This is a genomic window from Nocardiopsis quinghaiensis (assembly GCF_008638365.1).
GTDB lineage: Bacteria > Actinomycetota > Actinomycetes > Streptosporangiales > Streptosporangiaceae > Nocardiopsis > Nocardiopsis quinghaiensis.
The window spans coordinates 33,068-46,504 of record NZ_VWVU01000030.1; the positions used below are offsets into that span (position 1 = coordinate 33,068).

The following is a 13,437-nucleotide window of genomic DNA, read 5'->3' on the forward strand; positions in this document are numbered from 1 at the left end:
GGTGGCGCGAAAGGTGCGCCGGGGGTCGGTCCGGACGGATCTCGTGGGGAACAGTACGCCGATGGCCTGGACGTCGGAACCGGGGGGAACCGCCCGGCGCCTCCACCCGCGCCGAACACACGGGGTCCCCTCGTGGGCCCGTAGTCACATGAGGGGATGCGGTTCGGCCAGAAACAGTTCCACGGGAGCCCTGGTTTCGCTAGGATCGGAACACACGTTCGAACACCTGTTCGCGTCTTCCCCACGGGTGGGTGCCCCGGTGGCGTGTGCCGAGACTGTCAGGAGGCGGATGATGCTGAGGGGAAGTGCCGTGGGACGTCACTACGGGGCGGAGGTCACCGTTGTCGAGGATGACGGGCGCCCGACCCGGTTCACCTGGAACGGCAGGGTGTACGGGGTGCGCAGGATCCTCGACCACTGGGTCACCCTGCGCATGGACTGGACTCCCGCGCGCGAGTCCCAGGTGCCCGAGCGCAGGCACTGGAGGGTGGAGGCCGGCACGGCGCAGTCGCAGGGGGTGTACGAACTGCGCCACGACACCTCGACCGGCGGGTGGCTGCTCTCCCGGGTGTGGGGTTAGGGAGGCACCCCTCGAACACGCCCTGCGCACCGCGGCGGAGGACCGGGGAAGCGGTGGAGCGGGACCACCGGCCGCATGGCCGCGGGATCAGAGCAGGTCGGCGGGCAGGAGGCCGTACACGGCCAGGTCGGCGCGGCCCTCGTGCAGCGGCATCGCGCTGCGCTCCACACCCTCGAAGCTGAGCCCGGACCGCTCCGCCACCCGGCGCGAGCCGCTGTTGTCGGTGGCCGCCTTGATCTCCACCCGCTGGAAGCCCTGGCCGATCGCCCAGCGCGAGACGGCCACGGTCGCCTCGGTCGCGTACCCGCGGCCGCGGCCCCAGGGCGAGACCCAGTAACCGATCTCGGTGGTCATCGCGGTCCACAGGGTGCGCACCAGGCCTATCGAGCCCACCAGTCGCCCGGTCTCGTGCTCCACCATGGCCCACTGCTGTCCCTCGCCGCCGGTACGCATGCCAGGGGCCACCTCGCGGCACCACGCCTCGGCGTCCTCACGGGTGTAGGGCACGCCGGGGCTGGGGATGGGGATCCACCTCTGGAGCTCCGGATCGGTGCAGGAGGTGTACACGTCGTCGATATCGTCCTCGACGAACGCGCGCAGCCGCAGGTGCTCGGTCTTCAGGATCACGGACGGCAGGATCGGTCTGCCCTGGGTGGTGGTCACGCTGGCGTCTCTCCCATCGGTTCGGGGTGCGCTCACGATACGCGCCGTTCCGAGGGGCCGACACCTGTTCTCCACCCTTCCCGGGGCAGGGGAGACCAAGGCCACGACACCGCCTCCGGGAACCCGTCCGCGAACCCCGGCGCCGCCCGGCGGTACCTCAGGCCAGGCCGGAGACGACCCGCTGGCGGACGGCGGAGTCGAACACCTCCGCGAACGCGTTGCCCGGGCACTCGGTCGCCAGCCAGTCGCGGTGCCGTGAGAGGGCGTCGCCCGGTGTGACCACGCCCGTACCGGGGTTCACGTACTCGATCCGCTCCGCGGGGTTCACCCCGGTCACCGCGCACAGCACGCGCAGCACGTTGACCAGTGAGTCCTGCGCGGCCCTCGTGGGCAGTTCGTCGGTGAAGTCCCCGAGCAGGCACACCCCCACGTTGCCCTGGTTGAACCCGTAGGCGTGTCCTGCGGTCACCGAACGGGCCCGACCCGGCAGCGGGAGCCCGGAGAAGACCGGCACGCCGTCCTCACCCGAGTGGCGGCCCTCGTAGACCACGCCGTCGGGGTCGATGAGCACGTGGTAGCCGATGTCGCCCCAAGCCTGCTGCACCGCGTGCAGGTAGTACACCGCCCGCACGTCCGCGGCGTGGTCGTCCCCCGTCGGTATCGCGGTGTGGTGCACGGTCAGCGCCTGCACCGGGTGGAACTCCGCCTCCCACAGGTCCTCGCCCGCCTCGCCGAAGCGCCAGGACTCGTCGGCGCCCCAGCCCGCGCGGGTGCGGAACGGGAGCGCGGCCGGGCCCGGGCCGCGTGACACGTCGGAGGACTCCGGCGACAGCCACACCTGTTCGGGGCCGCCCAACCGCAGCCCCTCTCCGTCACGCAGGTTCACGGCGGCGGCCTCTCCCCCCGAGCGCACCTCGTAGCCGGTGGCGCCCCTTGGCGCGCGCACCAGTGTTCCCGCGACCCGGCCGCGGTCCTCGCGGCCCTCGGCGTGGAGGTGTACCGGTCGCCATCCGTCCAGGCCGTCGGCGGTCTCGAAACGGACCGCGGCATCGGCCTCCCCGGGCTCCCCGGTGACGGCCACCATGTCGAAGCGCATGCCGGGCCGGACGAGTCCGCCCGGCGCGGAGGGGCGCGCCAACACCCGGGGCACGACCCGGTCGCCGGAGTGCCCGGCGAGAGCGGAACGCGGAGAGGGGAGGGCGGTGCCCAGCGCGGTCAGGCCCGCGGCGGTGGCACCGGCCAGGAGGGTGCGCCTTCGCATGTGTGTCCGTCCGTTCGGTTCGTCCGACTGGGTTCCCGGGAGCGGGAACCCCGACACCCTTACACGGCGTTATGCCCCGTGTCACCAGAGGCACGGCCAATCCGTGACAGGTGATGTTCCTGTGACTATGAGTGGTCGGTGATGCCGTGGTGCACGGTGATTTCGCTGGTGCGCGGGAGGAGTGCATGGACACGGGGCACATGACCTGCGCCACCACGGGGACGCCGAGGCCGGCGGCGGCCTGCTCGACTTCACCGTCGACGTGGTGCGGGCGCCACCGGCCTGGCCGCGACGACACCTCCGTGCGGATCGTCCGCTGTCTCACCCGCCCGCACGGAGTCGCTATCGCACATGCTCTGACCTGGGGAGGAGGGGGCCAGGTCTTCCGTAAACCCAGCGTGCTCACGCCGACTCTGGCACAGTTGGTGATGACTTTGAGGGTCCCGGTATCGAGCCGGGGCCGGTGGCCCGGGGTCTCGGGGGACCCATGCGGAAGGCGAGATAGCCACTGGCTACGCTTGTCGGTCAGTATCGGACCAAGCGGAGACGGGCCGTCGAAACACCTCTTTTCGGGGAGCGACATGACCAAGGATGACCGCGAGGACGCCCGGCGCGGCGAGGAGAGCGGACACGAACCACTCCCATGGCACGGCGGCAGACCCGCTCCAGGGACCGGTCCCCGCCTCGGCGGCCTACTGGACGGGCTTCCCGAGAGCGGGCGCGGTACCCAGGCCCAGACGCACGGGAGCGGCGCACCGACCAACCCGTTCCGCCAGCGGCCCGTCTCACCACGGCCGGCCGAGTCCGAGTCCTCCTCTCCCTACGGCGCGCTCCCCCTGGACGCTCCCCCGGTCCCGCGGCCCCAGCCCGAGACCGCTTCCGAGACCGCGTCCGAGGCCGGGACCGAGGTGGCGCCCCCGAGCGAGCCCGCGGTGGACGCGCCGCACCACCGTCCCAACGTCATCCCCTTCAGAGGTGGGGAGCGCACCCCCGGCCCCGGCACCGAGACCGTCCACCAGGCACCTCCCGCGCACACCCCCGACCAGGGGGCCGGGCACCACGAGGAGCAGTCCTCCTCGACCGCCGAGGCAGAACAGAAGATGCACGTACACCAAGCAGCCAAGCCCCCGCCCGAGCCGCAGCACACCGGACCGCCGGTCCATTCCGTCCCCGAGGCGCAGGAGGCGCCCGCACACGCGGGCGTCGGCGCCGGCCGGCCCGACCACGCCTACGACGAGGCCGAGCGCGCCGCCGTCTACCGGGCCATCCGCGAACGCCGCGACGTCCGCGTGGGTTTTCGTCCCGACCCGGTTCCCCACGACGTGCTCACCCGCGTGCTGGAGGCCGCCCACCAGGCACCCAGCATCGGCCACTCCCAGCCCTGGGACTTCCTCGTCATCGACGACCCGGGGCTGCGCGGCCGCGTCAGCGGCCTCGCGGAGGCCGAGCGCGACGACTACACGCACGCCCTGCCCAGCACACGCGCACGCGCCTTCTCCGGGCTCAAGGTCGAGGCGATCCTCGACGCGCCCCTGAACATCGCCGTCACCGTCGACCCCACACGCGGCGGTCGGCACACCCTGGGCCGCCACGCCAAACCCGTGGCCGCCTCCCACTCCGCGGCGCTCGCCGCTGAGAACCTCTGGATCGCCGCGCGCGCCGAGGGCCTGGGCGTCGGCTGGGTCACCTTCGTCGACGAGCGCGACGTCGCCCGCGCCCTCGAACTCCCCTCCCACCTGGACGTGGTCGCCTACCTGTGTGTCGGCTATGTGGAGGAGTTCCCCACCGAACCCGAGCTCAGCCTCTCCGGCTGGGCCCGGGGACGCCCCCTGTCCTGGGCGGTGCACCACGACCGCTACGGTCGCCGCGGTCTGCCCGGCCAGGAGCCCACGAGCCTGCTGGAGGAGACCATCACCACCGTCGGAGCTCTGCACACCCGCGCGGTGGAGGAGGCCAGAGACCGGCAGAACCGGATGACCAAGCCGCCCGGCTCGCTCGGTGTCCTGGAGGATGTCTCGGTTCAGCTGGCCGGACTCGCGGGGGAGTGCCCCCCGCCCGTTCCCGAGCCGGCCGCCGTCGCCGTGTTCGCGGGGGACCACGGCGTACACGCCCAGGGGGTGACCGCCTGGCCCCAGGAGGTCACCGCCCAGATGGTGCACAACTTCCTGGAGGGCGGGGCGGTCGTCAACGCCTTCGCCTCCCAGGTCGGCGCCGAGGTCACCGTGGTGGACGTCGGCGTGGTCGGCGACCTGCCCCACACCGTGGGCCTGCTGCCCCGCAAGGTCGCGCGCGGCACCGCCGACTTCACCCAGGGCCCCGCGCTCACCCGCCAGCAGGCCCTCCAGGCGCTGGAGGGCGGTATCGAGGTCGCCCGCGACCTGGTGTCCGCGGGTAACCGCTGCCTGGTCACCGGCGACATGGGCATCGCCAACACCACCCCGGCCGCCGCCCTGGTGTGCGCCTTCACCGGCGCGGACCCGGCGCAGGCCACCGGCCGGGGCACCGGCGTGGACGACGCCATGTACGCGCACAAGGTCGACGTGGTGCGGCGTGCCCTGGCCGCGAACCCGGTCGACCCGGACGACCCCGTCGGCACCCTCGCGGCGCTGGGCGGTCTGGAGCACGCCGCCCTGGCCGGGTTCGTGCTCGGCGGCGCGGCCCTGCGCGTCCCGGTCCTGCTCGACGGGGTCATCGCCGGCTCGGCCGCCCTGGCCGCTGCGGCGATGTCCCCGGACGTGGTCGGGGCCTGCTTCGCGGGGCACCGCTCCAGCGAACCCGGCCACGGCCTGGCCCTGGAACACCTGGGCCTGCGGCCCCTGATCGACCTGGAGATGCGTCTGGGCGAGGGGTCCGGCGCGCTGTTGGCCCTGCCGCTGCTCCAGGGCTCGGCACGCGTCCTGCGCGACGTCGCCACCTTCGACGACGCGGGCGTGTCCGCCGCGCGCTGACGGCGGTCCCGGCCCCGCCCGCACCGACCCCCGGTGCGGGCGGGCTCACACTCCCCGGGCGCGACCCGTTTACGCCCGCGTAACACCTGTTTGACAACGTACGGTGGAACAATCACCGATATCGCCGGTGGCTGGCGTGCCTCCCGCCGCCAGCACCCCGCCGTCGCCGCCGGGGGCCGGTACGGACGACCGAAGGGGCGCGATCCGTGACCTATCTCCTTGGTTTGCGCATGCAGGGCCGCGACGTCCTCGTCGTCGGCGGGGGCAGAGTCGCCCAGCGCCGGGTGCCCGTACTGATCGAGGACGGTGCCCGGGTCACCCTCATCTCCCCCGAGGTGTCCGCGGTCCTGGAGGACCTCGCCTCGGCCGGACACCTCACCTGGCACCGCCGCGCCTACGCCCCCGGCGACGTCGCCGGACCGGACGCTCCCGCCTACTGGCTCGTGCACGCCGCCACCGACGAGCCCGGCGTGAACGCCGCCGTCGCCGAGGAGGCCGAGGACGCCCGCGTGTGGTGCGTGCGCGCCGACGACCGGAACGCCTCCTCCGCCTGGACCCCCGCCAGCGGCACCGCGAGCGGGGTCACCGTCGGCGTCGTCGCCTCCGGTGATCCCCGACGCGCGGCCGGACTGCGCGACGCGGTCGTCGACGGCCTCGCGGACGGCACCCTCGACGCCCGCCGCGGGCGCGAGCGGCTCCGAGGCGTCGCACTCGTCGGGGGAGGCCCGGGTGATCCCGGTCTGATCACGGTTCGGGGCCAACAGCTCCTCTCCCAGGCCGACGTGGTGGTGGTCGACCGGCTCGCCCCGACCTCCCTGCTGGACCGGCTGCCCGCCGACGTCGAGATCGTCGACGCGGCCAAGATCCCCTACGGCCGGTCCATGACGCAGGAGGACATCAACGCGGTCATGATCGACCGCGCGCGGCAGGGCAGGTTCGTGGTGCGCCTGAAGGGCGGCGACTCCTTCCTGTTCGGCCGCGGCGGCGAGGAGGCCGCCGCCTGCGCCGCCGCCGGAGTCCCCGTCATCGCGGTGCCCGGTGTGACCAGCGCTCTCGCCGCCCCGGCCAGCGCGGGCATCCCCGCCACCCACCGGGGCGTGGCCCAGGACGTGCACATCGTCTCCGCGCACGTCCCTCCGGGGGACGACCGCTCCACGGTCGACTGGGCCGGACTCGCCCGCGCGGGCGGTACCGTCATGGTCCTCATGGGAGTGGAGCGCATCGATTCGATCGCCGACGCCCTCGTCTCCCACGGGCGCTCCTCCGACACGCCCGTAGCCGTGGTACAAGAAGCCACACTGCCGGGCCAGCGGACCGTCACGGGTACGCTGGCCACCATCGCCTCGTCGGTCCGATCGGCCGGAGTGCGACCCCCCGCGGTAGTGATCATCGGAGAAGTGGTCAAAACAGCGCGGGAACTTGACATACTGCACACGGGGACCCAGTTCGAGACCCGTCGACTGGCGACCGGGCGCGATCTCCAGTGAGACCTTCGTCCGCGGCGTACGTCGTTCACGCGGCGGGGGACCGTCAGCACCGATGAGGAGGGCACACCGATCATGACCCGGCCGTCGGCAGCACCGGGGACCACAGGTCCCGGTGCCCCGGACCGGTTCGGAACCGGACCGGCCGCCACCTCCGACCAGCCCGCCCCGGGCCCCGAGCCCGCGCCCGACGCGGACGCCGGCGCCCGCGTCGGACCCACCGCCCCGGCCCCCGCGGGGTCTGCCAGGCACCGCGCCTCCGTGTCCGAGGACCACCGTTTCGAACAGGTCCTGGAATCGCTGCGCAAGCACATCCGGGACCTGGAGTTCGCCGACGGCCTGCCCCACGCGGAGGAGGGCCGCACCCTCCAGACCGACGTGCTCGCCCAACTGTCCGACTACGTGCTGCCCCGGGTACGCCGTTCCGACATCCCGCTGCTGATCGCGGTCGCCGGATCCACCGGTGCGGGTAAGTCCACCCTGGTCAACAGCCTGGTCGGCGAACAGGTCACCACCACGGGCGTGCGCCGCCCCACCACCAACAGCCCCGTCCTGGCCTGCAACCCCGCCGACGTCGACTGGTTCAGCGAGGCCTCCTTCATCCCGTCCCTGCCGCGCGTGCGCCAGCAGGGCCTGGCGATGCCGGGCAAGGACGGCATGCTGGTGCTGGCCGCCACCGAGGCCATGCCCCGGGGCGTGGCCCTGCTCGACACCCCCGACGTCGACTCCGCCGTCGCCGCCCACCACGAGTTCGCGGCCAAGTTCCTCGACGCCGCCGACCTGTGGATGTTCGTCACCACCAGCACCCGCTACGCCGACGCGCGTGTGTGGGAGTTCCTGCAGGTCGCCCGTGACCGCGACACCTCCCTGGCCGTCGTGCTCTCCCGGGTGCCGCGCAGGGGGCGTCGCCAGCTCCTGGACCACTTCGGGGCCATGCTGGAGGCCAACGGTCTGGGCACGGCCGCCCGGTTCGCCATCCCCGAGACCGACCAGGTCCGCGGTGAGCGCTTCACCTCCAACGTCGCCGACCACATCCGTGGCTACCTGGCCGACGTCGCGGGAGAGGCCGATCAGCGCGACCGCGTCACCCGGCGCACCTTCATCGGCGTCATCGACAGCTTCCGCTCCCGGGTGCCCGAACTGGCCCGCCAGGTGGAGGCGCAGATCGAGACGGGGCGCACGCTCGCCACCGCCGTGGACGACTCCTACGCCACCGCCCGTCACCGTGTCGAGACCAGTCTGGGCGACGGCTCCCTGCTGCGTGGGTCGCTGCTGGCCCGCTGGCAGGAGGTGGCCGCCGGAGGAGAGCTCGCCAGGAGCCTGCGTCTGCGCGGAAAGCGCGCGCGCAGGGTACGCCGTGCCGGGCCCCCCGAGCGCAGCCAGCGGGTGATCGCCCTGGAACGGGCCGTCCGCGACGCCCTGGAGGCCCTGGTGGTCTCCGCCTGCGAACGCGCCTCCGACGAGATCGAGCAGAGGTGGCGGGAGGTGCCCGGAGGCGGCGACCTGGCCGCCAAGGCCCTCAACCAGCCCGGAACCGGCCTGTTGGCGCAGCAGATCCGCCAGGAGGTCGCCGAGTGGCAGCGGGAGGTCGCCGAGATGACCACCGCCAGCGGCGCCACCAAGCGCTCCGTGGCCCGGTTCGTCACCTTCGACCACGACATCGTCGCCCTGGTCCTGATCATCGACCTGCTCGGCTACGAGCGGTCCCATTCCGGAGGCGGCGCCCACGCGGCCGACCCCTCCGGCCCCTCTCCGCAGCGCCTGCTCAAGGGGCTGTTCGGCGCCCAGTCACTGCGTAGCATTGGCGCATCGGCGCGGGACGACCTGCGCCAGCGCGTCCTCGGGCTGCTCAACCGCGAGCGCGTGCCCTTCGACAACGCCCTGGCATCGGCCGGAATCCCGTCCGAGGACAGCGCCGTCCAGCTCTATCAGGCCACGTACAACCTTGAGATAACGAGATGACGACTCAGTGGAACCCCGCGCAGGCGCACGGGGAACCCGGTGCGCGAGACCGTGCCGAGGGCGAGGACCGCGAGAGCGTGCGGCCCGCGTCCGGTGCCCGGGACGAGGAGCGCACCCGAAGCGACGCCCGGCCCGAGGGCGGACCGTGGCGCGGATACACCATGCCGGTCCCCGAGCACCCCGAGCACTCCGCTTCCGGGGAGGACCCCGAGGAGCCCGCCTACGACGGCATCGCGGGCTATCCGGACCCGTCCGGAGCCATCGCGTCGAGGACGGCCTCCGAGGGTGACGAGAACGCTCCGGAGGGCGAGGGGGCGGCCCTGGGCCGCCCCGAGGCCTCCCCGGGCGCGCAGCGGCGTTCTGGGCGGCACGCCCGGCACTCCGCTGGTCCTGGGCGGGACCAGGAGGGCGTTCGCCGTGCCGACACCCCCGGCGCCGCCGACCACGAGGATCCCGAAGGGCTCGCCGGATGGGTCGGCAGCCTCGCCGACGCGGTCGACGACACCCGCATCGCCGGACGCAACACCGGCGCCTTCCCGGTCGTGGGACAGCAGCGGGACACCGGGGAGGGTGGCCCGTCCGGCCAGGGAGCCCGCGCCCGGAGGATCTCCGGGGCGCAGGCCCGCGGCGGTGCCTCCGCCGGGGCCCCCGGCCCGGGCGAGGAGGACGAGCGGACCGGGGACCGCGTCGATTCCGACCCCGGGCCGGGCCAGCGCCAGGACCAGCGCGCCCCCGCGCCCGTCTCCGGACCCGGGACCGCGTCCGGGGCGTCGGAGACCGGAGGCGACGGGACCACCGCACGGGGACCGGAGGAGCCCGCGCCGCTGCCGCGCCGTGTTCCCGGCCCCTCCGTCGTCTCCGGAGCCTTCCGCGCCGTGGGACCCGACACCGTGGCCGGGGAATCCGGTGAGGAGGAGGACTACCGCCCCACCACCCACGACGGCTGGGAGTCCGACCGGACCATCACCCGCGCCGAGCTGATCGAGCGCCTGGACGCGCTGGCCACCCTCACCGAGCTGGGCCGGGAGGACCTCCCCCAGGAGCTCACCGCACGGTCCACCCAGTTGCTCGACCACGCGGGCGCCCGGCTGCGGCTGTCGGGCGACCACACCGTGGTCGCGCTCGCCGGGGGCACCGGAAGCGGCAAGTCGTCGCTGTTCAACGCCCTGTGCGGGCTCCAGCTGTCGCAGACCGGCGTCACCCGCCCCACCACCTCCAACGCACACGCCTGCGTGTGGGGGCACGAGGGCGCCGACGCCCTCCTGAGCTGGTTGGGCGTGCCCACCCGCTACCGGCACTCGCGTACCAGTGTCCTGGACGCGGGCAACTCCGAGCTGACCGGCCTGGTCCTGCTCGACCTGCCCGACCACGACTCGGTCCGCAGCATGCACACCGCCGAGGCCGACCGGCTCATCGGCTCGGTCGACCTGTTGGTGTGGGTGCTGGACCCGCAGAAGTACGCCGACGCGGCGGTGCACCACCGCTACCTGGCGCAGATGGCCGGGCACGGCGCGGTCACCGTCGCCGTCCTCAACCAGGTCGACAAGGTCGGGTCCGACGAGCTCGAGGAGCTGCTCACCGACCTGCGCCGCCTGCTGGAGGCGGAGTCGGGGGTGCACCCGCGGGTGATCACCACCTCCACGGTCACCGGCCAGGGCATCGACGACCTGCGCGAGTTCCTCGCAGGGACGGTGCGCGAGCGGCGTGCGCTGGTGGACCGGTTGGCGGCCGACCTCGACCAGGTGATCGAGCCCTTCGAGGAGTTCCACGGCGAGACGGTCCCCGAGACCGTTCCGGCCGAGGTACGCGCCCGGATCCAGGAAGGCCTGGCCAGCGCGGCCGGTGTGGCGGCGGTCGCCGACGTCACCGAGACCAACGACGTCAGGCGCGGCAAGCGCCAGGTCGGCTGGCCCGTCGCCCGCGGCGCGGTGCGCCTGCGCAAGGACCCGCTCGCCGCGGTCCAGCTCGACTTCCTGCGCCGCGACGGCGAGAACGGCGTGGGCGGTCCTGTGGACGCGCCCGAGGCCGAACTGGAGACCGCTCTGGGCGAGGCCGCCGACACCGTCTCCGAGGGGATGCCCGCGCCCTGGCGCCGCCGGATGCGCGCCGCCGCACGCAGCGGGGTGCCCGAGCTCCCGGCCGAACTGGGGGAGGCCGTCTCCGGAGCGGTCGGCGACCCCGACCTGAGCCCGTCGTGGTGGAGGGTCGCCCGCGCGTCCCAGTACGCGCTGCTCGCTGTCGCGGGTGGGGGACTGGCCTGGGCGGTCGTGGCACTGCTGAGCTGGTTCGGCGGCGGTATCACCGGGCTGCGCGCGTTCGACGACCCGTTGTTCGCCGTCTACTCCGGCGCCGTGGTGGTCGCCGCCCTGCTGGTGGGATGGCTGACCGGGGTGGGCTGCGGGAACCTCGTGGAGGTGGCCGCGGTCCAGCGCCGCGAGGACGTGGAGAGGACGGCCCAGAACCGGGTCCGGGAGATCACCGGCCTGCGGGTGGTGGAGCCGATGGAGACCGAACTGGCCAGGTACCGGGCGTTCCTTGCGGCCTACGAGGTGGCCAGGGCCGCGGACTGACCCGGCGGTGGCGGACGGGGGCGCTCTCCCGCCGACGTCCTCCACCCACCGTTCGACGACCCGGGGGCGGGCGGCACGGTGCCGCCCGCCCCCGGCGCTGTCAGTGTTTAGATCCAGGTGACTTGCTTGGACATGTCGTGCTCCTTGGGTCGAGTGCCGTCAGGGCCGGGACGGTCAGGATGCCAGGCGGTCGGCATCCTGTGCCGTGGAGCGGCTACCGTCACGGGTCCCTACGGAAGGATGCCCCAAAACGTCACCGGGGCCAACCCTCGCGAGTCCGTTCCCTCGGACAGGGGGGTGCTGCCCATGTGTTCCATACAATAAGCAATTAATATATTACCCAAGGTAATGTAAACTGGCGTCGGTAACGGCGGTGCTACACGACGAACAAGTTTTCGGGGTTACGGGTACCCAACCCTCGTAACCGAGTGGCACCGTAAGGGAACGCGCGGCACATTCGGCTCGTCGGAGGGAGAACCATCGTGGGGCCGGGCCCGTCAGAGGCGGTTGTAAGAGCCTGATGGCGCGGAGCGACCAAGGAGGGAGGGCGCAGCAGTGAGCATCTCGGAGAAACCGGTGAGGACCGGGGGGCCGCCACCTCACGGAGGCCAGGCGCGCTGGCCGTTCCTGCAGCAGCCCCGGAGCCTGATCGTCTACATGGGACTGCTCCTGTCCGTCACGCTGTTCCTGTTCGGGGTGGTCGTCGCCCTGTACCCCCCTGCGTGGCCGGACATGCTCACCTTCGCGGCCCTCGTGCTCTGCGCCGCCTTCGGGGTGGAGGCGATCCGGAGACTGGGCCTTCCCGCGGGCGTGTCCCGCGATCTGTTGGGCGCGTGGTGGTTTCCCGCGATACTCCTCCTGCCGCCCCTGTACGCCCTGCTTCTCCCCGTCCCCGTCTTCGTGATGATGCAGCTCCGCTCCCGCCGCGCGCTGGTGCACCGCCGGGTGTTCAACGCGACCGCCGTCGCCCTGTCGGGTTTCCTGGCCTCGGTGGCCTGGCACGGCGTTCAGGGCGGCAGCCTGATGGCGGGGTTGCGCGGGGTCTCCGGCGCCCACGAGAGCCTGACCACGGTCAGCGGAGTGCTCGTGGCGCTGCTGTGCTGCGCCGGGTTCACCGTCCTCAACACGTTCATCGTCGTGCTGGCCGCACGGATGAGCAGCGATTCCGGACAGCGCTTCCGGCCCATGTGGGACCGGGAGGCCTTCACCGTGGACGCCGTCGAATTATGCGTCGGCGTCACCGTCGCCATCCTCGCCCACCTTTCGCTGCTGCTACTGGTCATCGCCGTCCCCCCGGTGCTGCTGCTGCAGCGCAGCCTGCTGTACAACCAGTTGCAGACGGCGGCCCGGACCGATCCCAAGACGGGCCTGCTCAACGCCCCGACCTGGGAGCAGGAGGCGTCGGTGGAGATCGCCAGGGCGCGTTCCTCACGGGGCCGGGCCGCGGTGCTGATCATCGACATCGACCACTTCAAGAGGGTCAACGACAGCCACGGGCACCTGTTCGGCGACCAGGTGCTGCTGGGCGTGGCCACCACCATCGCCCAGCAGTTGCGCCAGTCCGACCTGCTCGGCCGTTTCGGCGGAGAGGAGTTCGTGGTGCTGCTGCCCGGCTCCGACACCGCCGAGGCATGGCGCGCCGCCGAGCGTCTGCGTTCCCAGGTCGGGTGCATGGAGATCGCGGTGGACGACGTGCCGGTGTCCATCACCATCTCGATCGGCGCGGCCGTCATCGGTGACCACGGCAACGACCTGGTGGAGCTGCTCACCGCGGCCGACCTCGCGCTCTACCGGGCCAAGGAGACCGGCCGCAACCGCGTGTGCCTGCCCGCCGGGCGCACCGGCGTCGGCGGCAGGATCCCCGGCCCCAGGGGAGGGAAGCTCCCCGGTCGCACGGCGTCCACCGATCCGACCGATCACACGGAGATCCCCTGACCCGCGCATCCACGGTTCCGCGGAGTTGTCCACA

General features: G+C 72.9%; 8 protein-coding genes. 6 read left to right on the plus strand and 2 right to left on the minus strand.

What is annotated here, in order from left to right; genetic code table 11:
• Positions 1-289 precede the first annotated feature (289 nt).
• Positions 290-580 (plus strand): DUF6504 family protein, encoded by a 291-nt coding sequence (locus FYX01_RS22770; protein ID WP_150244738.1) that lies wholly within the window; start codon positions 290-292, stop codon positions 578-580.
• An 87-nt stretch (positions 581-667) separates the two neighbouring features.
• Here FYX01_RS22770 and FYX01_RS22775 read toward each other — a convergent pair whose 3' ends face one another.
• Positions 668-1,243 carry a GNAT family N-acetyltransferase gene (locus FYX01_RS22775; RefSeq protein WP_150244741.1) on the minus strand — a complete coding sequence of 192 codons (576 nt, stop codon included), beginning with the start codon at positions 1,241-1,243 and terminating at the stop codon, positions 668-670.
• Positions 1,244-1,400: 157 nt separating this feature from the next.
• Positions 1,401-2,504 carry a peptidoglycan recognition protein family protein gene (locus FYX01_RS22780; RefSeq protein WP_150244744.1) on the minus strand — a complete coding sequence of 368 codons (1,104 nt, stop codon included), beginning with the start codon at positions 2,502-2,504 and terminating at the stop codon, positions 1,401-1,403.
• A 581-nt stretch (positions 2,505-3,085) separates the two neighbouring features.
• Here FYX01_RS22780 and cobT point away from each other — a divergent pair.
• From cobT to FYX01_RS22810, 5 genes are all read left to right on the plus strand, one after another.
• Positions 3,086-5,452: a nicotinate-nucleotide--dimethylbenzimidazole phosphoribosyltransferase gene (gene cobT, locus FYX01_RS22790; RefSeq protein WP_150244750.1), complete on the plus strand. Its 2,367-nt coding sequence runs from the start codon at positions 3,086-3,088 to the stop codon at positions 5,450-5,452.
• A 206-nt stretch (positions 5,453-5,658) separates the two neighbouring features.
• Positions 5,659-6,939 carry a uroporphyrinogen-III C-methyltransferase gene (gene cobA / locus FYX01_RS22795; protein WP_150244753.1) on the plus strand — a complete coding sequence of 427 codons (1,281 nt, stop codon included), beginning with the start codon at positions 5,659-5,661 and terminating at the stop codon, positions 6,937-6,939.
• Between the two features lie 72 nt (positions 6,940-7,011).
• Complete coding sequence (locus FYX01_RS22800) at positions 7,012-8,898, plus strand: dynamin family protein (protein WP_150244756.1); 1,887 nt, start codon at positions 7,012-7,014, stop codon at positions 8,896-8,898.
• Positions 8,895-11,468, plus strand: a complete 2,574-nt coding sequence (locus FYX01_RS22805; protein WP_150244759.1) for a YfjP family GTPase — start codon at positions 8,895-8,897, stop codon at positions 11,466-11,468. The genes FYX01_RS22800 and FYX01_RS22805 overlap by 4 nt, the downstream gene beginning before the upstream one ends.
• 555 nt (positions 11,469-12,023) lie before the next feature.
• Positions 12,024-13,403 carry a sensor domain-containing diguanylate cyclase gene (locus FYX01_RS22810; protein WP_150244762.1) on the plus strand — a complete coding sequence of 460 codons (1,380 nt, stop codon included), beginning with the start codon at positions 12,024-12,026 and terminating at the stop codon, positions 13,401-13,403.
• Positions 13,404-13,437 lie beyond the last annotated feature (34 nt).